At 40.3% G+C, this 21,127-nt stretch carries 20 protein-coding genes and 1 pseudogene; 6 read left to right on the top strand and 15 right to left on the bottom strand.

What is annotated here, in order from left to right; all coding sequences use genetic code 11:
• Positions 1-56: 56 nt before the first annotated feature.
• Positions 57-542, top strand: a complete 486-nt coding sequence (gene rraA, locus GNP35_RS09335) for a ribonuclease E activity regulator RraA (RefSeq protein WP_155695832.1) — start codon at positions 57-59, stop codon at positions 540-542.
• Positions 542-1,591 (top strand): formimidoylglutamase, encoded by a 1,050-nt coding sequence (locus GNP35_RS09340; protein ID WP_155695833.1) that lies wholly within the window; start codon positions 542-544, stop codon positions 1,589-1,591. Before rraA ends, GNP35_RS09340 begins: the two co-directional genes overlap by 1 nt.
• Positions 1,592-1,663: 72 nt before the next feature.
• Here GNP35_RS09340 and GNP35_RS09345 read toward each other — a convergent pair whose 3' ends face one another.
• From GNP35_RS09345 to trmL, 3 genes are all read right to left on the bottom strand, one after another.
• Positions 1,664-3,454: a GGDEF domain-containing phosphodiesterase gene (locus tag GNP35_RS09345; RefSeq protein WP_155695834.1), complete on the bottom strand. Its 1,791-nt coding sequence runs from the start codon at positions 3,452-3,454 to the stop codon at positions 1,664-1,666.
• A gap of 5 nt (positions 3,455-3,459) precedes the next feature.
• Complete coding sequence (locus tag GNP35_RS09350) at positions 3,460-5,430, bottom strand: putative bifunctional diguanylate cyclase/phosphodiesterase (RefSeq protein WP_155695835.1); 1,971 nt, start codon at positions 5,428-5,430, stop codon at positions 3,460-3,462.
• 110 nt (positions 5,431-5,540) lie between these two features.
• A complete protein-coding gene (gene trmL / locus GNP35_RS09355) occupies positions 5,541-6,005 on the bottom strand; it encodes a tRNA (uridine(34)/cytosine(34)/5-carboxymethylaminomethyluridine(34)-2'-O)-methyltransferase TrmL (RefSeq protein ID WP_155695836.1) in 465 nt (154 codons plus the stop codon).
• A gap of 120 nt (positions 6,006-6,125) precedes the next feature.
• Here trmL and GNP35_RS09360 point away from each other — a divergent pair, with 120 nt between their 5' ends.
• Entirely contained in the window at positions 6,126-6,686 is a 561-nt protein-coding gene (locus GNP35_RS09360; protein ID WP_196492474.1) for a 2OG-Fe(II) oxygenase, read from the top strand.
• Between the two features lie 189 nt (positions 6,687-6,875).
• Here GNP35_RS09360 and GNP35_RS09365 read toward each other — a convergent pair whose 3' ends face one another.
• Positions 6,876-7,967 (bottom strand): alpha/beta fold hydrolase, encoded by a 1,092-nt coding sequence (locus GNP35_RS09365; RefSeq protein ID WP_155695837.1) that lies wholly within the window; start codon positions 7,965-7,967, stop codon positions 6,876-6,878.
• 105 nt (positions 7,968-8,072) lie between these two features.
• On the opposite strand from GNP35_RS09365, the gene GNP35_RS09370 reads away from it, so the two are divergent.
• Positions 8,073-8,519, top strand: a complete 447-nt coding sequence (locus tag GNP35_RS09370) for a YaiI/YqxD family protein (RefSeq protein WP_155695838.1) — start codon at positions 8,073-8,075, stop codon at positions 8,517-8,519.
• On the opposite strand, the gene GNP35_RS09375 is transcribed toward GNP35_RS09370, so the two are convergent.
• Together GNP35_RS09375 and GNP35_RS09380 are read right to left on the bottom strand one after the other, a co-directional pair.
• Positions 8,506-9,351: an NAD(P)H-binding protein gene (locus GNP35_RS09375; protein WP_155695839.1), complete on the bottom strand. Its 846-nt coding sequence runs from the start codon at positions 9,349-9,351 to the stop codon at positions 8,506-8,508. The two genes, GNP35_RS09370 and GNP35_RS09375, sit on opposite strands and share 14 nt — an antisense overlap.
• Before the next feature lies 1 nt (position 9,352).
• Complete coding sequence (locus GNP35_RS09380; protein WP_155695840.1) at positions 9,353-10,261, bottom strand: bifunctional GNAT family N-acetyltransferase/hotdog fold thioesterase; 909 nt, start codon at positions 10,259-10,261, stop codon at positions 9,353-9,355.
• Between the two features lie 100 nt (positions 10,262-10,361).
• Between GNP35_RS09380 and GNP35_RS09385 the strand changes: the two genes are divergently transcribed.
• A complete protein-coding gene (locus GNP35_RS09385; RefSeq protein WP_155695841.1) occupies positions 10,362-11,123 on the top strand; it encodes a spermidine synthase in 762 nt (253 codons plus the stop codon).
• Positions 11,124-11,168: 45 nt separating this feature from the next.
• Here the strand turns inward: GNP35_RS09385 and GNP35_RS09390 are convergent, their stop codons facing one another.
• The 8 genes and pseudogenes from GNP35_RS09390 to GNP35_RS09420 all read right to left on the bottom strand — a co-directional run bounded on the left by GNP35_RS09390 (position 11,169) and on the right by GNP35_RS09420 (position 17,595).
• Positions 11,169-11,534, bottom strand: a complete 366-nt coding sequence (locus GNP35_RS09390; protein WP_155695842.1) for a hypothetical protein — start codon at positions 11,532-11,534, stop codon at positions 11,169-11,171.
• Positions 11,535-11,644: 110 nt separating this feature from the next.
• Positions 11,645-12,082: a D-aminoacyl-tRNA deacylase gene (gene dtd / locus GNP35_RS09395; RefSeq protein WP_155695843.1), complete on the bottom strand. Its 438-nt coding sequence runs from the start codon at positions 12,080-12,082 to the stop codon at positions 11,645-11,647.
• Positions 12,083-12,090: 8 nt separating this feature from the next.
• On the bottom strand, positions 12,091-12,933 hold the full coding sequence (locus tag GNP35_RS09400; protein ID WP_330997756.1) for an alpha/beta fold hydrolase: 843 nt from the start codon (positions 12,931-12,933) through the stop codon (positions 12,091-12,093).
• Positions 12,899-13,069: a hypothetical protein gene (locus GNP35_RS15690; RefSeq protein WP_230961354.1), complete on the bottom strand. Its 171-nt coding sequence runs from the start codon at positions 13,067-13,069 to the stop codon at positions 12,899-12,901. The genes GNP35_RS09400 and GNP35_RS15690 overlap by 35 nt, the downstream gene beginning before the upstream one ends.
• Before the next feature lie 55 nt (positions 13,070-13,124).
• Positions 13,125-13,765: pseudogene (gene pyrE / locus GNP35_RS09405) on the bottom strand (orotate phosphoribosyltransferase).
• 138 nt (positions 13,766-13,903) lie between these two features.
• Positions 13,904-14,617, bottom strand: a complete 714-nt coding sequence (gene rph / locus GNP35_RS09410; RefSeq protein WP_155695844.1) for a ribonuclease PH — start codon at positions 14,615-14,617, stop codon at positions 13,904-13,906.
• Between the two features lie 142 nt (positions 14,618-14,759).
• Positions 14,760-16,658: a DEAD/DEAH box helicase gene (locus GNP35_RS09415; RefSeq protein ID WP_155696093.1), complete on the bottom strand. Its 1,899-nt coding sequence runs from the start codon at positions 16,656-16,658 to the stop codon at positions 14,760-14,762.
• 196 nt (positions 16,659-16,854) lie between these two features.
• Positions 16,855-17,595, bottom strand: a complete 741-nt coding sequence (locus GNP35_RS09420; RefSeq protein ID WP_155695845.1) for a hypothetical protein — start codon at positions 17,593-17,595, stop codon at positions 16,855-16,857.
• Positions 17,596-17,755: 160 nt separating this feature from the next.
• On the opposite strand from GNP35_RS09420, the gene GNP35_RS09425 reads away from it, so the two are divergent.
• Complete coding sequence (locus tag GNP35_RS09425) at positions 17,756-18,619, top strand: YicC/YloC family endoribonuclease (protein ID WP_330997758.1); 864 nt, start codon at positions 17,756-17,758, stop codon at positions 18,617-18,619.
• Between the two features lie 103 nt (positions 18,620-18,722).
• Here GNP35_RS09425 and GNP35_RS09430 read toward each other — a convergent pair whose 3' ends face one another.
• Positions 18,723-20,960, bottom strand: coding sequence for a hypothetical protein (locus GNP35_RS09430; RefSeq protein WP_155695846.1), 2,238 nt, complete (start codon positions 20,958-20,960; stop codon positions 18,723-18,725).
• Positions 20,961-21,127 lie beyond the last annotated feature (167 nt).

A 21,127-nucleotide genomic window follows, 5' to 3' on the forward strand; every position in this document is an offset into this window, starting at 1 on the left:
TACTTGGTGTACAAACTAGGAACAAACAGATTTCTAATTAAATCATCGGGGTAACTATGCAATACAATACATCTGAATTATGCGACACGTTTGCTGAGCAAGTTGATGTGCTAGACCCACTTTTTGAACATTACGGCGGGATCACTTCATTTGGTGGTCAGGTACAAACCGTAAAGTGTTTTGAAGACAATGCTCTAATAGTGACATTGTTAGGCCAAGAGGGTCGAGGTAAGGTCTTAGTTATAGATGGTGGCGGCTCTACTCGTCGTGGTTTAATTGATGCTGAGATTGCTGAACTAGCAGCTGAAAATAATTGGGAAGGTATTGTTTGTAACGGCAGTGTTCGTGAAGTTGATGCACTTGAAGATATCAACATAGGTATTTTGGCTTTAAACTCTATCCCGGTTGGTGCAGAAGATGTAGGCACAGGTGAAGAAGAAGTCGCAATTAATTTTGCTGGCGTTACATTTTTGCCTGATGACCATTTATATGCCGACAGTACCGGCACCATATTATCTGCTGATCCACTTGATATAGAATAATGTCTAATTACCTACGTTATACCAATCTTAACGACTTAGCCTCTTTTCAAAATAGAAGACTAAGTGAAACCCATGTGGCCGATGTCATAATGGTGCCAGATCAAGAAAAGTCTTATTTGGACAACTTAGAGTCTGCGCAGCAGCGTGGTGTTGAGTTTGTTATTCTAGGTATCCCTGAAGATATTGGCCCAAGGGCAAACTGTGGAAAAGGCGGTGCCAAAAATGCTTGGCATCAGTACTTACCGGTAATGCTAAGCCAACAAGCAAATCAGTTTTTTAACTGGGGCTCAGTATTATTACTTGGCGAACTAGACGTATCTGACCTGCAAAAGCAAAGTAATGTTGCAACTATTTCAGATCACAAGTTAAGTTCGTTAAGAGATTTATGTGCCCAATTAGACAGTCGAGTCGAAGAACTGCTTCTGCCAATTTTTAAATTAGGTTTAAAGCCGATTGTGATTGGTGGCGGTCACAACAACGCATTTCCTATCATTCAGGCTTTAAATAAAGCAACAGATTTAGCGGTTGGTTGCGTTAATTTAGATCCTCACGCGGACTTTAGAAAAGCAGAAGGAAGGCATTCTGGAAATCCGTTTAGATACGCTTATGAAGCTGGTTCGTTAAGTCATTATTGTGTTGTTGGTTTACATGAGCAGAAGAATAACGCGGAAACAATTCAAGGTTTATTAGACGCAGACTTTCCGTTTATTACCTATCAACAAATATTTATTGAACACAGTGTTGTGTTTAATGATGCCGTTGAAAACGCTAAGTCGTATGTAAATAATAACAAACATGCTGTAGGTATAGAGCTTGACCTAGACAGTATTAAACACATGCCGGCAAGTGCATATAGCTCTACAGGCTTTACCTCAGAACAAGCTATGTTTTACGTTAATCAATTGGCTCAATTATCTCAAAATAAATACCTGCATTTATGTGAAGGTGCGCCAGATGCTAATGAACCTCCAAGTCATAAAACGCTAGAAGTAGCTCAGGTGCTAACACAGCTTACATACAGCTATCTGATAGGGAATAACAAACCGTAGTGGTAGTGGCAGTTACGTCGCCGAAGTTGTTTGTTGTTTAAGTGTCTGTTTTTTAAATGTCTATGAGTTAAATTACATGTGGCGTTGATGTACTCTTCGCCATTGTTCAACCCAAACAGAAAATCCACTCAATTCAAAAGGCTTGCTATAGAAAAAGCCTTGCCCTGTTTCACAATTCAAATCTATTAATTGAAGCTCTGTTTCTTCTGTTTCTATCCCTTGTGCTACAACAGGAATATTTAAAGATTTCGCCATACCAATAATAGCATTGATATAAGTATTTAACTGATGGCCCTTTGTGGCTCTAGAAATATGCTTGCAATCCACTTTTACGTAATAGGGCGTAAAATGGCTAAATGTTTCTAACGCTGATAAGTCCTTGCCAAAGTCATCAATCGCAACTTTAATACCTGATTGCGCTAATAATCGAGTGACTTTAAGTGCTTTTGTTTTGTTTTCTGCAAATGCAGACTCTTTAATCTCCACAATAAGCTTACTTGGCTCCACCATATACTCGTCAAGAAAGTTTAAAATTGATTCCACTAAATGAGATTGTAATAACTCCCTGTTAGAAATATTCACCGACAGCGTTTGTGGTGAGTCATTAGATTTCAAAATCGCTAATGCTTGAATCGCCTTTTCTATGGTCCACATATTCAATTGGTAAATAATGCCCGATTGCTCTGCAAGCTCTATAAACTCTCTTGCGCTAACAATACCTTCGCCTTCACGGTTCCAACGAACCAACAATTCGCCGCCTAATACCTTTTTAGACTTAAGGTCTATTTGAGGGTGAACATAAACCACAAACCTATCTGTATTTAAATCGTTTTTGAGCTGACTAATAATTGATTTTTTTGCCAGCAACTTTGCGGTTTGACTGTTATCAAAGTAAATAGAGTGACTTTGTTTATCAGGCTGTTCCAATGCTAAAAACGCATTTTCAATCAAACTTTCAATGGCATGACCTTGCTCTGGATAGGAAGAAACACCAAAATCAACGCCAATATCCACGGCGGTAGCGTCCACTACAATTGGCTCGCTAATGCTGTTCGATAACAAATCAATAATATGCTCAGTGGCATAAACATTCGTGTCTTTTTTTATCGCCATTAAAAAGTCGACGCCACCAGCACTAGCAAAAACTGTACTAAGCGGTTCATTTGTTAACGTGACAATTTCCGCAACTTTTTCTAATTTTTTCTTCAAGCGACTAATAAGTTGTAGTTTTACAATATCGGCATGATTGTGACCTATCAATCGGTTTAACTCAGCAAACCGAGTGAACTTAAAAGCAATAATGTCTAATGATTCACTAGAATTTTGATATAACCATTTTTCTACTTGTTGAGAAAACCCCGTTTTATTAGGTAGGCCCGTAGACACATCAAAGCCATTTTTCACATTTGCGGAATCAAGTTTGCCTGCCATATCATCAAGCTTTGCCACTAATGCGCCATGTTGGTATATGCTTCTAAATAATATTAATGTTGAAACAAAAACCGGCATTAACAAATAGATTAAGAGTTGATTTAGTAGCAAGTGATTTAGTAATAACAAACTGACAATGACAATCAAAAAGCCCCATTGGTAGCTATGATCGACAATGTTAAACAACATGTCTTTCCAAATAAGTGGGACGCAAAACAACACAGCGGCAAGAGAAGAAGCTAAATAAATTGAAAGGTCAACGTTTTGATAAACACCAGTAATGGCGTTATAACAATAAAAAGCCGCAAGTAAATTTGATGCAAAACCAAGCCAATACTCGTGTTTTTTTAAGCAAAGGATAAGCGCTAAAACCATAAAGGCGACTACAACATTAATACCTAAAAAAATATTCAGTAATGCCACAACATCCATTTTATCTACCTTCCAATATTCATGCGCTGCGAAACATTCGGCAATGTTTTAGGTAATTCTTTTAGATACTCCATTAATTGCGGCTCAGGAAGCGGACGGCTAAATAAATAACCCTGCAAGTGATGGCACCCCATAACATGCAACAGATAAGCTTGCTGTTCGTTTTCAACCCCCTCACCTACCACGTCAATATTTAAGTGGCCGGCCAGTTGAATAATCACAGAAGTGATATTCCTATCTTGCTCATTAAACTCAATTTCATGGATAAAGGACCGGTCAATTTTAACTTTATCAATATCAAATTGTTTTAAGTGCCCTAACGAACTAAAACCAGTGCCAAAGTCGTCCAAAGCAATAGTAAAGCCCATGCTTTTTAATATAGATATGTTTTTTGCCACTGTTGGTGCGTCAATCATCATGGCCGTTTCTGTTAGCTCCAGCTCAATAAGCTTACAATTACCATTTATACTGGCAACCAACTCTTTAATTTGACACACAAATTCAGCCTGCTGAAAATTAACCGAAGAAATATTTACGGCAATACGGCCACGCATTAAGCCTTTATCGTACCAACGTTGAGCTGCCGAGAATGCCTCTTTTAAAACAAAAAAATCAACCTGTCGAATCAATCCATTTTGCTCTGCAATTTCAATAAAATGACCAGGAGGTACTAAGCCTCTCGTTTTACTATTCCATCTAACCAGTGCTTCAAAACCATATATGCGTTCCTCTTTAGAGTGAAATAAAGGTTGATAATGAATTGAAAGTTCATTGTTATTTAAAGCGCCCACTAGTTCACTTTCTATATTTAAATCGTCCGACGTAATATCATCCATAACGTGATCAAAAATCAACGCGTCATTTCGGCCGCTTATTTTCACTCTGTTTAGCGCAGTGTCAGCGCAGCGCATTAGTGCATCCGCTTTGGTGCCGTGTGTTGGGTAAATAGCAACACCGATGCTAGTAGTTAAGTTAACTTCTTGGTCTGCAATTCGAAAGGTTTGTTTAAAACATAGCTGAACATCGAGAATAACTTTTTCGATATAAACGATTGGATTACTGCCACACAACACGTTTGGCACCAATAAAGCAAATTCATCACCGCCTAAACGAGCGATTGAAATACTGCTATCCAGCTGCTTTTCTAATCGAACGGCCACCATAGAAATAATTTCATCGCCTTCAAGTAAGCCTATACTCGAATTTACTTTTTTAAAGTTGTCTATGTCTATAAAAGCTACCGCTATGTGCGGTAACGATGGCTGTATAGTTGATATAGAATGTTTAATGTATTCAATGAACAAGGTTCTATTGGGTAAGTCTGTCAGTTGGTCTCGTGTCGCTAACTGGTGCAGCGCTTGTTCGTTATGTTTACGGTCTGTAACATCGAACATCATGCCAACATATTTAACTTCCACTTGGCCCGTCACTTTTTGCGATGTGGCAACCCGAGTCACAGACATATCTATAGATATTCGTTGGTTATCTTTATTGTAGGTCCAAAGCTCACCATGCCAGAATCCAGTTTTAACAACTTCTTGCCAAATAATATTTTCGACTTCGTAGTTACGACCTTCATCGTTATAAACTTTAAAACATTTACCTACAATTTCATCCTCTTCTAATCCAAAGAGATCCGAGTAAGCCGTATTAATTTTTTCGATTTCACGGTCTTTGTCAGCAATCCAAATGGCTTCTCGAGTATTGGCTAGCAAGGAATCTATAAATGATTGTTTAGTGGTTGCTTGAAAGGCAAGTTTGACTTTTAACCAGCGTCCGTACATGACCATGATGAAAACTGCCGCACAAAACAGCGTAATGATCATCATAATAGTATCGTGGTTTATAAGGATATTTAGCGTTTCTTCAGGTTCGACAACAGGCCGTTCCTTTAAAACTGGAGCAACAAATTCAACACCTATCGCGATAAATGACCACGAAAAGAGTAGACAAGAAAGAGAAGTTATAAACTGCAAGGCACCTATCCTGTACGTTTGCCAAATACACCGTTAATTAAGCATAGATGGAGGTCAGTAAAGTGCCAACTTATGTTATGAGTAAATTGTAATAGTTTGTTAATTTTTAACTATTTAGAGCCTTCATACCCCAGCTGACGCCAAGATTCATATACAAAAACAGAAACCGCATTCGACAAATTCATACTGCGACTATCTGGTTGCATTGGAATTTTAACCCAATTATTTTTACCAATGATTTGCAAAACATCGTCTGGTAAACCTCGAGTCTCAGGCCCAAAAACTAAACTATCGCCAGCCTTATAGCTAACGTCGCTGTGGTATCCAGACCCTTTTGTGGTGCAGGCATATAAGTGACTATCTGGGTTAGCGTCTACATAAGCTTGGAAATTTGGGTAACGTTTTACTTTGGTGAATTCGTGGTAATCCAAACCGGCCCTACGAACTTTTTTCTCATCTAAATCAAACCCAAGTGGTTCAATTAAATGAAGTTGAAACCCGCTATTGGCACATAAGCGCACAATATTGCCAGTATTTGGGGGTATTTCTGGTTGGAACAAAACGATGTTAAGCATACAGCTCTCTTCACAAAATATGGTTATCTAAACGGCGTAAAGCCCTAATTTTTGACATTATATGTTAGAACATGCCACATTGCGTGCCTTAGTCACATAAAAACAATAAAAGGCAGTGGTATGAGTCAGTTCATTTTAGAATTTAAAAAAGCATTAAGCCCAGCGCAATGCACAAACATAATTCAACAATTCGAGTCTGACCAAAACAAACATCCGGGTCGAACGGGCAACGGCGTTGATACCACTAAAAAGAATAGTTTAGACTTAACCATCAATAATCACCCAACTTGGCAAAACACTCAAAATGAGTTGTCTCAAGTGTTGCTAAATGCGCTAGTGCAATATGCTCGAATGCACCCAATGCTGCTCACCGGGGCGTTATCAACTTCAATGCAAGACCCAGCCTCTGGAAAAATAACCACGTTAAGCCACGACAATATAAACAACATGTCCGACGAGCAAATTGGCCAAATTGCATCTCGAATTTATGAATTAGACATTCTTAATATACAGAAATATAAAAAACAAGAAGGTGGGTACCCTCATTGGCATTCAGAGCATTTCCCACATCCAACAGACACCACTCAGCGTTCGTTACGACGTAGCTTGTTAATCTTGTTTTATTTGAATGATATTGACGAAGGTGGAGAAACAGAATTTTTTACCAGCAAGCTAAAATAACCCCAAAAGCCGGTAGCTTAGTATTGGCGCCATGCGATTTTACGCACACTCACCGAGGGCTTACCCCAATCTCAGATGACAAGTATGTTATTGCATCTTGGGTCATGTTTCGTGAAGCAAAGCACTTGTACTAATATCTCAGGTGCTTTGCCTGTTTGAGTTTAGCTTTTAGCTTTTAGCTTTTAGCTTTTAGCTTTTTATAAAGGCTAACATCTGCTTGATGGCTTTGGCTCTGATGGCGTCTCGTTCTATAAAGATTTCGTGACGTGCGCCGTCAAATACAATTGGCTGACCCGTTTCACACTCGTTGCCCACATCTTTAAGTCGCTGACAAAACTTGTTCTGCGCTTCGTTATCAATAACGCCATCTTCACTAGCTTGAAACACCATAACAGGTATGCGAACGCGGTCTAATTGCGCATACGCTTTATCCAACGCATTAATCGAGGCTACCACCCAACTATAAGTAATGCCGCCAAGTTTCAGATCTGGGTTTTGCTCGTAGGTCTCTCTAAAGTACTGATATCGAGGTTCTGAGTGAGTAAGGGAATTTGTGGCGAATGGCACCGACTCATAATCCATACTTCCTACAAAATATGGCGTTTGCGGTTGAACTAACTCCACTAACCAAGCGGCAGACTTAACCACAGGTTTTAAAACCTGGGCAGGGATAGGTCCAGTCGGTAAACCCCACATAGGTGATGAAAACACCGTTTTATTTACTTTGTGTTGATGTGTTTGTAAATAACGTAATGCAATAGCAGAGCCCATTGAATGCGCGACAATAGACACGCTGCCCACCACTTTTGGCTCTACAATTTCAGTCATAAATTGATTAAAGTCGCTAGCGTAGTCATCAAAGTGCTTAACGTGACCTTTGTGGCGATTCACCAATAATCGTGATGACAAACCTTGCCCTTGATGGTCAATAATAAATACTCGATAACCCTGTTCTACTAAATCAAACGCCAGCTCTTTATATTTTAAATAACCCTCAACACGACCAGGCGAAATAACAATAGTGTGCTCGGCATGTTCATTGCCCACTTCAACAAAATGAATTGTTAATCCTTGGCGGTTAACAAAACGACCAGGTACAGCATAGCTTTCCCAAAAAGGGTTAATGGTAGACTTAATGAACTGAGTAAATGTTGCTTCACGCTTTAAATCGAGCATAGAATCCTTGATGTCTTTTGATGGATTGACCAACGCATGACAATTATATGAGCTAAGCAGGGCAAATAGCCATACCGATTGAAGAATGATTTTAGATAATTTCATGCCTAACTCCCGCCAATTGATTCCATCATTTATTAGCACGCTCTCTTTTGCAAGCTTTGAAGTTATAGAATACACTGCACACTCCACAAAAAATGAGACAAATATATGACAATTTGGGTAGATGCAGACGCCTGTCCAGTGCCAGTAAAAGAGATTTTATTTAAAGCCGCTGAACGAACCAAAACTGAACTTATATTGGTCGCTAATCAATACATTGCCACGCCGCCGTCGTTGGTTATTAAAAGCATGCAAGTCAGCTCTGGATTTGATGTTGCCGACAACTATATTGTTGAGCAAGCCAAAGAAGGTGACTTAGTGATTACCGCAGATATCCCTTTAGCGTCGGAAGTGATAGACAAAAAAGCCATCGCATTAAATCCACGAGGTGAGTTATATACTCCTGCTAACATAAAGCAGCGATTAAACATTCGTGACTTTATGGATACCATGCGAGCAAGTGGTGTGCAGTCAGGTGGCCAAGCTAAATATGGCGACAAAGACAAACAACAATTTGCGAATCAATTAGACAAATATCTCGCTAAACAACGTTAGTGGTAAATGACTCAAAAAAGTTATCGTGTTGATAACTAAAGTTTAGCTTTTGAGTTATCAAGTCACCTTTTACCAAACGTCCTTCTGTCGTGATTGGGTTCCCGATAATCTCAGTGGTTGTTAACGTGTCAGCTTGTTGTCTGGCATATCGATAAAAGCTTTGCTTGTTTGGATGATGCGGCGCAACAAGGTTATAAAGGGCTTGATGTTTTGCCTGAGACGACGTTTGGGAAAATGCATCATCTATTACCGCAATAATGGCTTCAGCCACATCTTCCTGCATAACCATATTCACCGGCTCATTGGCGTTTTCTTCCGTTATCACAACTCTAAAATTACCCGGCTGGCGACTACCGCCTATCAAACCACCTAATCTTAGCACCTGTTTATATTGTAACCTGCTATTTAATACCTCTTGTTCCGCGTCATATAAGACTTTCACCTTATTGACCGAAAAATCCAGTTCAGTATTTTCGTCATTAATGCCTGCTTTAGAATAAATTCCTATAGAACTTGTGAAAACAACCTGCTTTACCTTGCTATTTTGGGCCTTATTAATAATAGTTTTTATACGAGGTGTATAAGAATCACCCATATCTTTTTTAAAACCAGGGGGAATGCAAACTATTAGCGAATCAACCTGAAATAAAGCTTCTCCTCCAGTAACGGAGTCTCTGTTCACATCACAAAACTCATAATTAACATCCAAAATTGCTAATTCCGGCTTGTTTGAGCGATATGACAACGTAACATCATATTTATCTTTATTTAGGCTTTGCGCTAATGCGTTACCTATAAAACCACCACCAATGATGCCGACTCTTTGTTTCATATTACTTTTTCTTCTTTTTTGGGATCACAACATACTCACCGCTAAACTGAGCTACTTTTGCTTGGTCATCCATCACATCCACTTGCACACTAATTCTGGCTTTTTTACTGCTTTTTAATGGTTCAAAATCGCCTTCCAAATGCTCAAAATGCGCAATACAGCGAGGTAACTCAGTAACCGGCTTGTGGTAATGCACATTCGCATCGGCCAATACGATGTCGCCCTCTATATCGCTCTCTTTCATTCGTAAATGAACCAATCCCCAGCCTGTTAGCGTTGCTAGTGAATAAATGCTACCAGCGAACATAGTACCGTGTAAGTTCATATTTGGATTTAACGCAGCTCGAGTTTCAAAGGTTTCGCCAGTATATTGATATACACGAATACCCATTAGCTGAGTTATTGGAATTTGTTGATGCCAAATATTCTGTAAATCAACACACCACTGAGGATGACGAATAATCACTTCAACTTTATCAAGCGGTTTACACATTTGAACATGTGGAATAGCACCAAAAATCTCAGGGGCATCACCCGTGACTTGATAACCTAGGTTTTCATAAAAATTAGTTGCGGAGGTTCTCGCATTTAAAATAACGCGATCAACGCCTTCTTGCCGCGCAATGGCCTCTAACGACTCAAGCATCATAGTCGCTAAGCCTTTTCGACGATGATCTTCAATAACCGCCATGTAACGAATTTGGCTTTCTTCATTGTTTACCAAATGTAACCTAGCAACGCCAACCACTTTACCAGTGTCGTCTTTTACCATGCGATGCCAAGCATGTTGCTCGTATTCATCTTTTTCTGAACCACGGGGCTGCTGCAGAGGCGCACGCAAGATCTGCCAACGAATTTCGTAATATTGTTCCCAGTCTGCTTCGGTTTGTGGTGCAACAACTTGATACATAATTATCTCCCCTAAAATATTTCACTATTGCGCCACGACTAGTTATTGTTATGCTGTCGTTCTACACCTAACTTGCTTAATATTAGAGAATAAAAACATTATGGATGTTGCGCAATTTCAGTTTAGCTCAGAAGCCAACCAACAGGTTTATTTTTATCAGTCTACTGAATTAAGAATAGAAGTCTTGCAAAATCAACACCATATTTGGATGGAAATAAATGGCGTAATACAAAGTGCCTGCCAAAATAAAGCGCCCTACCGTCCAGTTCTACCTCATATTTTAGCCATGTTCTTACCCTACAATCACCATAAAATACCATCAAGTGTTTTAGAACTAGGTGGCGGTGGTCAATCGGTTCAGCGTTATATTGCACAAACCCAAGCGTCCGTAGAGTTCACCAGTATTGAATACGACCAAGACGTAATTGATACCGTTAAAAACTACATGCCAGGCGGCGATAATCTTAATATTATCAAGGCCGACGCATTTGAGTTTATAGCTCAAGCTGTGAATGACAAACTGCAGTATGACTGGGTTGTGGTTGATTTATTTCATGGCGCTGAGTCACCAACTAAAGTTTTTAGCGCTGAATTCTTTTTAGACTGCTATAAAATAACTAAACAGGATGGTTGGCTAGTTTTCAACTGTTTGCGTTCAGAGCCTGAAATACTTACATCATTGGTTGAAACGGTTAATGAGTGCTTTGATACTAAATCAAAACTCTTTGCCGTGCCTGGTATGAAAAATCACATTTTGTTGGCTTATAAAAGCCCTGAACTGCAAGGTGCTTTAATGGAACATATAGAAACGTTTAACTTTCCTGACGAGATTGAAATACACAACCTCGCCAAGTCAATTTGATACTGAGCGGCCCAGTGTTAGTTATTAGCTGTTAGTTATTAGCCATTAGTTGTCGAGTAAGTCTTCTGCCTTTTCTAATAGCTCTTCGGCTTTGTTTTCTAAGTTTTCCATAAACTCAGACTGCTCAACAATAGTGCCGTTAAAGTTAAGTCCTAAGAACATACCTTCACTGCCCACGGCTACAATTAACAAACCAACGATTAAAAGCGGTGGCAACAACTTCATAAACAAACTGATCACCAACCAAACGATGACAACTGCAGCCACTAAGTGATACATCCAAATTTGATCCGCAGGAATTTCCACAACTTCGTTAAAAAAGCTAGTTTGATCAATCACCTGATATAAATAACCACTCATGGCTAGCGCCAATCCACCAATTAGAATTGTTAACCCTTTTAATAACCACATTGCACTGCTTCCTTTTGTTTTAATTATTATTTTTGTATTTGTAATTCTGTAATTCTGTAATTCTGTAATTCTGTAATTCTGTAATTCTGGCAAGCTAAACTCAAATTCGCTTAAACACTCAAAGAAAAAGTTACTGGGCCATCATTCACTAATGACACTTGCATGTCGGCACCAAACTGACCCGTTTCAACGGTTAAGCCTAACGACTTACAACACTCAACAAAATACTCGTATAGTGCTTTGCCCTGCTCTGGCGAGGCACCGCGAGAGAAACCAGGTCGATTACCAGACTTAGTATCAGCTACAAGCGTAAATTGTGAAACAACAAGCAAAGAACCTTCCGCTTGCTGCACGTTTAAATTCATCTTGCCGTTTTCATCATTAAAAATACGGTACTTGCTAATTCGCTCTGCTAGCTTTTTAGCTTTTTGTTCATTGTCTTCTTGCTCAACGCCTAATAAAACCAACAAGCCTGTATCAATAGCACCTACCGTACTTCCGTCAATATCAACACTTGCCTGCTTTACTCTTTGGATCAGACCTATCATGTACTACCTTACTTCTTTTTTTCGTTAATAAAATCAGCAACTTTTTTGCTAGCTCTCACCAAGCCATCAATAATACCCGGCTCCGACGAGGCATGACCCGCAGCTGGCACCATTTCTAAAATACTCGCTGGCCAAGCCGTACTTAATGTATAGGCACCTTCTGGTTTGCAAACCACATCGTTCCTACCATGTATGATGTAACCAGGAATAGCTTTTATTGCAGATATCTCACTTAATATTTCCGACTCATAAATAAAGCTGTGATTGGTAAAGTAGTGGCTGTACAAAATCGCCATCGTCAGCAACTCACGATGACTGCCTTTGTAATGATCAAGATGGTAATTAAGCTGGACCATTTTGGCTTCCCACGCCCCAAACTTTTTCGCTGCCGCTAACTGTTCAAAATCATTGTCACCCATTAGCTTTTCTTGATAATGCTCAAGAATTTCAGCGGTTGATTCGGTAGGCACGCCTTGGACAAACTTAGCGTAATACTCTGGGAAGATTTGGCTTGCGCCAGTATTAGGATTAAACAACCAGTCAATGTCTTGCTGTCGCGCTAAAAATACACCGCGTAAAATAATGGCTTCTACCACAGCGGCATTTCTTATGGCGTACAACAATGCCACCGTTGTGCCCCAAGAACCACCCGTGACAACCCAACGTTTAACGCCTAGCTTCTCACGAATCGTTTCCATGTCTTTAAGTAAGTGCGAAGTAGTATTGTTCCAGGTTGCCGTAATGTCATCAGCGCAGTTAGGTTTTGACTGTCCGCAGCCTCGTTGATCAAATAAAATGATCCTATATTTTTCAGGATCATAGTATCGTCGTTGAGCAGGCGAAACTGCCACCACCTGGGCCGCCATGACAGTGTATAACAGGAATTCCATCTGGGTTGCCAGACTCTTCAACGTAAATTTGATGCCCGTCACCCACATCTAACATGTAAGTTTGGTTCGTTTTAATTTCCGGATATAACGTTCTCATTACGCCCCCTGCGAATTAATTGTTCAACACCTTTTACAAGACAGTTAAAACGTCATTAAATTCCATATTTTGCGCGATATGCTTGTACGCTTGGTAAATATTCAGCAAACGTTTCGCTGTCTTGTAGAAAACTCACTACGTCAGACAATGTCACAATTGAAATCACTTTGGTACCAAGTCACGTTCTACTTCTTGAATTGCTGATAACTCAGCTTTGCCTTTTTCTTGACGGTCAAGTGCAATTAAAACACCTGATAACGCAGCGCCAGCTTGTTCAATAATAGTCATCGACTCTCTAATCGCAGTACCAGCAGTGATAACGTCATCCACTAACATGATATTACCTTTTAGCTCAGCGCCTACTAAGCTGCCGCCTTCACCGTGCTTTTTCGCTTCTTTGCGATTAAAGCAATATGGCGTGTCGTGATCGTGATGATCAGCAAGCGCAACCGCTGTAGTGGTCGCAATTGGAATGCCTTTGTATGCTGGGCCAAATAAAACATCGTAGGAAATGCCAGAGTCAACCAACGCAGCGGCATAAAAACGCCCTAAGCGAGCTAAGTCACGGCCAGTATTAAACAAACCTGCATTAAAAAAGTAAGGACTAGTACGACCCGACTTTAGGGTGAATTCACCAAACTTTAAAACCTGCTTCTCTAATGCAAATTCAATAAACTCTTTTTGATAATCTTTCACTTCATTCTCCTACTTAATGCTCATGAAAATAGTCATAAGCGCTACTCTGTAAATTCTAATTCAGATACAGAAAAGTCGCACATTTTATTCAAACGGCGACTTTATCAAACGTACAACATGAGATGTTGCTACAGTAACTTACGCCAATGCTTTTTTCTGTTCGTCCACTAACTCGCCAATGGCATTTTTCGCCAGGCTCATCATTTCATTCATCTCGTCAAAGGTGAATGGCGCTTCTTCAGCCGTACCTTGAACTTCAATTAAACGACCATCTTCAGTCATAATAACGTTCATGTCTGTTTCAGCTTCAGAGTCTTCTAAATACTCTAAATCAGCAATTGGTGTACCTTTGTAAACACCAACCGAAATAGCGGCAATCATGTGCTTAAGCGGGTTTGTTTTAATGATGTTTTCTTTACGCATGTAGTTAATGGCGTCAACTAACGCAACACAAGCACCGGTAATAGACGCAGTACGAGTACCACCATCTGCTTGAATAACATCACAATCAACAGTAATTGTATTTTCACCTAGTGCAGACAGGTCAAGTGCCGCTCTTAAAGAACGAGCAATCAAACGAGAGATTTCTAATGTTCTACCTGATTGCTTACCTTTTGCTGCTTCACGTTGGTTACGAGTATGCGTTGAGCGCGGTAACATGCCGTATTCTGCCGTTACCCAGCCTTTACCTTGACCTTTCATGAAACGAGGAACGCCAGTTTCCACTGTCGCATTACATAAAACTTTAGTATCACCAACTTCAATTAACACAGACCCTTCAGCATACGCTGTAAAGTTACGAGTAATTGTAACAGGACGAATTTGGGCTGTTGTTCTTCCACTTGGACGCATAGATAAAACCTTAATAAGAATCTGATTAGCTTGGATTTATTGAGTGTATTCTATTTGAAAAAACTAAAATAGAAACATCTAAAAGTAATTACTACAAAGCAGCCCGAAAGCTGCTTTGATAGTTAATGTTTAAACGCTGTGATTAGTCGCGAGGTTTGTTCTCTGTACGACGACCACGATGACCTTCGCCACCACGACCACGGCCTTCAGCACCACGTCCGCGACCTTCGCCACCGCGTCCACGGCCTTCACCGCCACGTCCACCACGATCATCACGACCGCGTCCACCACGCTCTCCACGACCACGACCTTCGTCACGACCGCCAACACCTTCACCGCCACGTGGGTCAACTTTGATGTCTAAAACTTGGTTACGGATTTTAGTTTGCTTTAACTTCTGTTGAGTTTCAGCAGGCATATCAGCAGGTAGTTCAACTACTGAGAAACCAGGCATAAGCTTAATGTTACCAATGAACTTAGAGCTCAAGTTAGCTTCATTTGCAATTGCACCAACGATATCACGTGGAGATGCACCATGCTCACGACCAACTTCGATGCGGTACGCTTGCATTTTAACACCAGGATCACGATCACCACGACCACCACGTTCACGACCTTCACCGCGTCCGCCACGTTCTCTATCACGACCACGGCCTTCGCCACGATCTCTGTCACGTCCGCCACGGCTATCGTCGAACTTGTTATTACCCGGCATACCACGGCCAGTTACAATTAATGGCGCTTCAGATTGAGCCATCATTGCTAACGCAGCTGCAACAGCAGTTAGTTCTTGATTAGATTCTTCAGCAAATTCAACAACTAGCTTGTTAAAGAAGTCTAAGTCTTGACCTGCAATTATGTCAGCCATTTTCTCTTTGAATGCAGCAACGCGTAATGCAGTTACTTCTTCATTTGAAGGTGGCTCATAAGGTAAAATTGTTTGTTTAGTTTCACGTTCAATCGTTTTAAGTAAACGGCGCTCGCGTGGCGTTGCAAACAAGATTGCATTACCTTTACGACCCGCACGACCTGTACGACCAACACGGTGAACATAAGACTCAACGTCATATGGTAAGTCATAGTTGATTACGTGGCTTACGCGCTCAACGTCAATACCACGTGCCGCAACGTCTGTTGCAATAATGATATCTAAACGACCAGACTTAAGTGATTCAATACACTGTTCACGGTGTGATTGGTTCATGTCACCGTTAAGCGCTGCCGCAGCATGACCGCGTGCAGATAATTTGTCCGCTAGCTCAGACGTGCTTTGACGTGTCTTAGTAAAGATGATCATGCCATCAAACTCAGTTAACTCTAATAAACGAGTTAATACGTCTAGCTTCTGGTTGTTATTAACAATCCAGTACTGCTGAGTAATGTTTGAGTGGCTCGCAGATTTAGGCTTAATGCGAACTTCTTTAGGATCTTTAAGATACTTTTGCGTCACTTTTAAGATTGGCGCTGGCATTGTTGCTGAGAATAACGCAATTTGCGCTGCATCTGGAACGTGTTCCATGATCCACTCAACATCATCGATGAAGCCCATGCGTAACATTTCGTCAGCTTCATCTAAAACAATCGTTTTTAAGTTAGACAGGTCTAAAGTTTCACGACGCATATGGTCCATAACACGGCCTGGTGTACCAACAATAACGTGAACACCACGTTTAAGAGCACGAAGCTGAGTACGGAAGTCTTGACCACCATAAATAGGTAATACGTGGAAACCATCTAGCTTTTCAGCATAAGTGGTAAACGCTTCTGCAACCTGGATTGCTAATTCACGAGTTGGCGCTAAAACCAAAATTTGCGGTGAATTGATTTTTGGGTCCAAGTGGCATAATGTTGGTAATGCAAACGCGGCTGTTTTACCAGTACCTGTTTGTGCGATACCTAAGATATCGTGACCATTTAAAATATGCGGAATACATTCGGCTTGGATTGGTGAAGGGGTTTCATAACCTACGTGTTGAACGGCTTCTAAAACTGCTGGGGATAAACCTAAGTCAACAAACTTTGGGGTTACATTTTCTGTCATTTTTTTACTCACATCTCTACCCCAACTTCACGCGTAGTCCATCATCACTCAATTACCATTTACGCCTGCAACCTAGTTGCAACGTGTTCAATTGAGCTTAGCCTGTCTGTGGGGGAATTCAAAAGGGCGCGAATCATACGCTTTTTTTCAAACAATTGCGACCTTTTTTGTCTAAAAAAGCGACAAATTTAAGTATTTACTTTAATTTGCTTAATTCTTCACGCAGCGCGACTTCTATTTTAGGCAACAGACAAGATATTTGCCTGCTTATTACGTGAAAACTTTTTAAGTCGTAGAGAATAGAGTAATTTAAGTTTTGAGGGAGTTCTAACAAACCTCCATTGTGCCTGTCGGAAATAGGATAAATGCCGTAATCCACCCTATTTTCTTCCAGCATTCTTAAAACACCAATTACTTCTCGAGTTGACACCATTTGTTTTGGACTCAACTGTGGAAATCTAGTTAAGATTGTTTTACTCATCGCATTTGAAGCGGCTATTGAATTTTGAGGCTGTGCGTCAAAGATGCCTTCATCACAAGCTAAGTCCTTGTGGCACAACAGCACATAAGACATATTCCGCAATGGCGGCTCCACCGCTAAAATGCCTGGCATAGTACTGATTATATCGTCTGCAAAAGCCGCACTGCCCATTAATTGGTTATTGGCTACCAGCATTAAGTCTCGATAAGACGTTGTCACAACAAACTCCAGCTCAATGCCTAACTTTGCATAAACGCGTTCAAGGAGTGGCTGTATTTCAGATTGAATTTGAGGGTGTCGAAGAGAAGAAAACGTTAGCTTTTTAGGAACAGGACAAGCCGACGTTGATGCTTCCGTTAACGAGTTGGCCGAGGACTCATTCTGTAAATGTGAATCACTAAGTAAATACGACTCACTTTGGATATCAGGCGTGTTGCTAAACAGCCCTACCGCCAAACATAGTCCTTTTAATAGAAATGTGACTACATGTTTATTAATGACAATACCTCCAGCGTTCACTTTACAATTCAACTAATTTAAAAAATTGTGTGAGAACCCTTAACTACTGTTTATACTAATGACACATTGATATCAAATTAAAATTTAGGACGGTTCTGTGATTCAAAGTATGACGGCGTACGCCAGACAAGAGATTAAAGGGGATTGGGGCACCGCAGTTTGGGAGGTCCGATCTGTTAACCAACGTTATTTAGAAACCTATATTCGTCTTCCTGAGCAATTTCGTTCGTTAGAAGCTGTATTACGTGAACGCCTTCGCAAAAAGTTGCAACGCGGTAAAGTTGAAGTCTTTCTAAAATACACAGCTAATGCTTCATCAGTTGGCCAACTAACGGTAAATGAAACCTTAGCCAAGCAGCTTATTGAAAGCGCAAACTGGGTACTCGCTGAATCATCAAATGGTCAATTAAACCCTCTAGATATTCTTAAGTGGCCAGGCGTGATGGAAGCTGAAGAAACCGACATGAACGAAGTTCAAAAACAAATACTTGCCGGTTTTGACGGTCTAGTAAAAGACTTCATCGAAGCTCGAGGCAGCGAAGGTGCTAACCTTAAAGTCATGATTGATACCCGCTTAGAAAACATTCTTGAGCAAGCCGCTATTGTTGAACAACACATGCCCGCCATTATGGAATGGCAAAAAGAACGTCTTCAAAACAAACTAGCCGATGCAAAAGTAGATATTGATGAAGCTCGCCTAGAACAAGAACTTATTTTCCTTGCCCAAAAAACCGACGTAGCGGAAGAACTAGACCGCTTAAAGTCGCACGTTAGCGAAACTCAAAAAATCATGAAAAAAGGCGGCGCCTGTGGCCGACGTTTAGACTTTATGATGCAAGAATTTAATCGCGAAGCAAACACCCTCGCCTCAAAATCCATCAATGCGGATGTCACTAATGCAGCCGTAGAATTGAAGGTACTAATTGAGCAGATGAGGGAACAGATCCAAAACATCGAATAACAAAAAGGTCCCACTAAGCTTTAATCTTAATGGGACCTTTCATTTTTTTGGGACCAGCGGCTATCAAGCCTATTACTATCTAATACACGTCCACTAAACTAGCCTACGACTTCTTAGGTTTCCCTTTTTTCTCAACTGGCTGTTCATCGGACATAGATACGTTGTTGTATAGTGAAATAACGTTGGTTTTTCCTATACGGTGGCGATAGATTTTACGTAGGTAGTATATCGCCTGTTTGACACTAGAAATGCTCAATCGAATATCGTTTATTGATGTAAATTTGCTTTCGTCGTGAATTAGCTCGCGATACTTTTTCTCGTACATAGGTTTGATAGCAAACCAGTTGGTATCTAGAATTTTAGCTGGGTTTTCAAACTCTTCTAACATGCTTTCTAGTTTAGCCTCATCAAACTCAGGCGCTTTAATAAACTCTACAATCGCTTTGTCTAAAGTATCATCAAATCCGTAGCTTTCTTTGGCAAAACAACGTTTTATATACGACACAATTAACGTTAAAAAGTCATCGCTTAAACATGGGCTTTTGGCCACTAAGGTAGTAAGCGACAAATTAGCCGACGCGCCTATAACCAGCGCAAATCGCTTAAGTGTGGTGTTAGGGAATAAACTATTGAGGTGATGCTTAAGCTTATTGAGATCCATGTACGACAGTTTGTAATCCTTTGGAAGCGATACAATTGAAACCACCGACGAGCAATTTTTAAAGAAGTGTAAATCTCTTAGGTGGCTTGCGTCATAACCACTTTCTTTATATTTTTTAAGCGCTGCACGGTAACGCTTCGACTCAACTGGTAAAAGGCTAATGCCTTCAATGGCTGTAGTGTCTTTATTAAAATGCGGTAAATCAATAGAACGGAAAAACAAGTCATCGATGTCTAATTCTTCTTTATTCCTATCAAGAATACCAAGTCTTGAGTCACTAGCATCGCGCACCTTCACAACGGACTCTGCGTAGGCCACAGCAATAGGTCCTGCAAGGCTCATAAATAGATCGTTGGCATCTAAACGAATAGTTTCACCAATGTCTATTCCCGCGCGTCTAAAGTAGTTTTCATCGTAGTCAGTAGTTACTGCTTGAGCTGTTAGGATATTAAAAATCTGCTGACTAATATACTGATTAGCGTGCTTTTCCATTGCGTTTACATCGATAAACTGACCGCTGTAATTGTCGTTAATACTCGCTTCATCGGTTTCTTCTGCGTAGCGCATAATATCATTTGAAATCAGCATCATGGCATTCCAAGGGCGAATGCGTTTTTTGATGCTCTCCGAATTGCTGTCATCATTATCCATACTGTAAGAGAAATTCCACTCTTCCGACAAATACTTGCAAAGTAGTCGGCCAGCATTAATATGAAGAGCTTCAGACATTTCAGCGGTACGATGGGTAATATTGGGTAAAATACAAATACCACTGGTGAATATAGGCTCAAACACAAACGACTGGTTATGCGCTTGCATCTCTTGCTCAGTGCGAATGTCGAAGGTTTTACTCATGTAAGAATACTGTTGCGCTAGACCAAACTCCGAAGCCATTCCTGAGCCAGTGCCTCCACCAGCACTAAAGATATAGAAATACAGACGCGATTGATTTGCTTTAATACCACACGAATCAATAAGGTATGAGTGAATGAACTTCCAGTCTTCGTTACTGAATTTATCGGTTTCTTTGTTTAATATTACTTTAGCCAGATATTGGCCAAGAATTGGCGCGTTACCCGCCCCTCCTGCATGCACTTCCGACAAGTCCATGATCTTTAATTTACTGTATTCGTTTAGAAAATTAATCCCGCCATTTTTAGCAGAAAACTGAATTCGGCCTCGGATATCCTTATCTAAATCACCTAACATAACCAAAGGTTCAATAAGAAAAACCGGTTGCAAATCTTCGTCTGGCTGAATCTTTAAACTACGTTGGATCCAATTAAGGGCTTTACGATTTTTTTCTTTGTGTTTTTCTTCAACATCATGAAAATCATTAAGATAAAACACTCGAGCATTGTGAACTAAGGTGGCAACATCTAAGGCGATATTCGAACCGCAGCGGCCAAGTCCTATTAAACAGACCGATGGAAAGTTAGGTTCAACCGGCTCTGCATTTTCAGCCGTGATAGGCTTGGGCAATACATGTCCGCGCAAAACATCTAAATTTTGCAGAATTTTATTTAAATCATCTTCGGTAAAATAGTTGTAATCACTTATCGTTTTCTCAACCAACGCCTTGCTTTTAGCCGGTGACTCTTCTGACAATGTAGTGTCTGAAATGGTGGGCTCTATGGTGTGTTTTGTCGTTTTATTACCAGACTTAGCTTTATTTGCCATGACTTCATTCCCTAATGATTTTTCACACGATTGTGTACAAAAATAAACCGATTAATAAAACCTAGTTTATAAATTGAAGAAATACTAATTTCGTGTGAGGTTTTTTTGTACAGGGCAAATAAAATAAATGACTAATAAATATATTGTTTTTGTTATTGCTGCTTATG

The organism is Psychrosphaera haliotis (assembly GCF_009728465.1).
Lineage (GTDB): Bacteria > Pseudomonadota > Gammaproteobacteria > Enterobacterales > Alteromonadaceae > Psychrosphaera > Psychrosphaera haliotis.

Bases quoted from the DNA above. Each gene is read 5' to 3' on its own strand.
- rraA (WP_155695832.1), top strand. From the start codon at position 57: ATGCAATACAATACATCTGAATTATGCGACACGTTTGCTGAGCAAGTT.
- GNP35_RS09340 (WP_155695833.1), top strand. From the start codon at position 542: ATGTCTAATTACCTACGTTATACCAATCTTAACGACTTAGCCTCTTTT.
- GNP35_RS09345 (WP_155695834.1), bottom strand. From the start codon at position 3,454: ATGGATGTTGTGGCATTACTGAATATTTTTTTAGGTATTAATGTTGTA.
- trmL (WP_155695836.1), bottom strand. From the start codon at position 6,005: ATGCTTAACATCGTTTTGTTCCAACCAGAAATACCCCCAAATACTGGC.
- GNP35_RS09360 (WP_196492474.1), top strand. From the start codon at position 6,126: ATGAGTCAGTTCATTTTAGAATTTAAAAAAGCATTAAGCCCAGCGCAA.
- GNP35_RS09365 (WP_155695837.1), bottom strand. From the start codon at position 7,967: ATGAAATTATCTAAAATCATTCTTCAATCGGTATGGCTATTTGCCCTG.
- GNP35_RS09370 (WP_155695838.1), top strand. From the start codon at position 8,073: ATGACAATTTGGGTAGATGCAGACGCCTGTCCAGTGCCAGTAAAAGAG.
- GNP35_RS09375 (WP_155695839.1), bottom strand. From the start codon at position 9,351: ATGAAACAAAGAGTCGGCATCATTGGTGGTGGTTTTATAGGTAACGCA.
- GNP35_RS09380 (WP_155695840.1), bottom strand. From the start codon at position 10,261: ATGTATCAAGTTGTTGCACCACAAACCGAAGCAGACTGGGAACAATAT.
- GNP35_RS09385 (WP_155695841.1), top strand. From the start codon at position 10,362: ATGGATGTTGCGCAATTTCAGTTTAGCTCAGAAGCCAACCAACAGGTT.
- GNP35_RS09390 (WP_155695842.1), bottom strand. From the start codon at position 11,534: ATGTGGTTATTAAAAGGGTTAACAATTCTAATTGGTGGATTGGCGCTA.
- dtd (WP_155695843.1), bottom strand. From the start codon at position 12,082: ATGATAGGTCTGATCCAAAGAGTAAAGCAGGCAAGTGTTGATATTGAC.
- GNP35_RS15690 (WP_230961354.1), bottom strand. From the start codon at position 13,069: ATGAGAACGTTATATCCGGAAATTAAAACGAACCAAACTTACATGTTA.
- rph (WP_155695844.1), bottom strand. From the start codon at position 14,617: ATGCGTCCAAGTGGAAGAACAACAGCCCAAATTCGTCCTGTTACAATT.
- GNP35_RS09415 (WP_155696093.1), bottom strand. From the start codon at position 16,658: ATGACAGAAAATGTAACCCCAAAGTTTGTTGACTTAGGTTTATCCCCA.
- GNP35_RS09430 (WP_155695846.1), bottom strand. From the start codon at position 20,960: ATGGCAAATAAAGCTAAGTCTGGTAATAAAACGACAAAACACACCATA.